This is a genomic window from Streptomyces sp. O3 (assembly GCF_054788135.1).
Map to the genome: position 1 here is coordinate 1 of NZ_JBTVYK010000257.1, position 228 is coordinate 228.

At 61.8% G+C, this 228-nt stretch carries 1 protein-coding gene; it reads left to right on the forward strand.

Going from position 1 to position 228, the window contains the following annotated elements:
* The coding region (locus ACX6XY_RS30565; RefSeq protein ID WP_460338017.1) for a hypothetical protein at positions 1–228 on the forward strand (228 nt) is incomplete at both ends.

Sequence of the window (228 nt, forward strand, 5' to 3'; positions counted from 1 at the left end):
TCAATGCGCCAGCCTGCCGGGTTATCCCGCCCAGGATTATGGCGGCGCCGGGCTGGGGCTGGGCATCACGTTGAAGAGCGTGGTCATCTGCCATCTCACCAGCGCCACGGCGGATGAGGCCTATGTGACCTATGCCGGCAGCTTCGAGCCGCATGTGAATAATTTCGGCGGCGGCATCCTGTTCGTCCGCGATGCGGATCATTGGAAACTGAAAGGCTGGTATCCGGG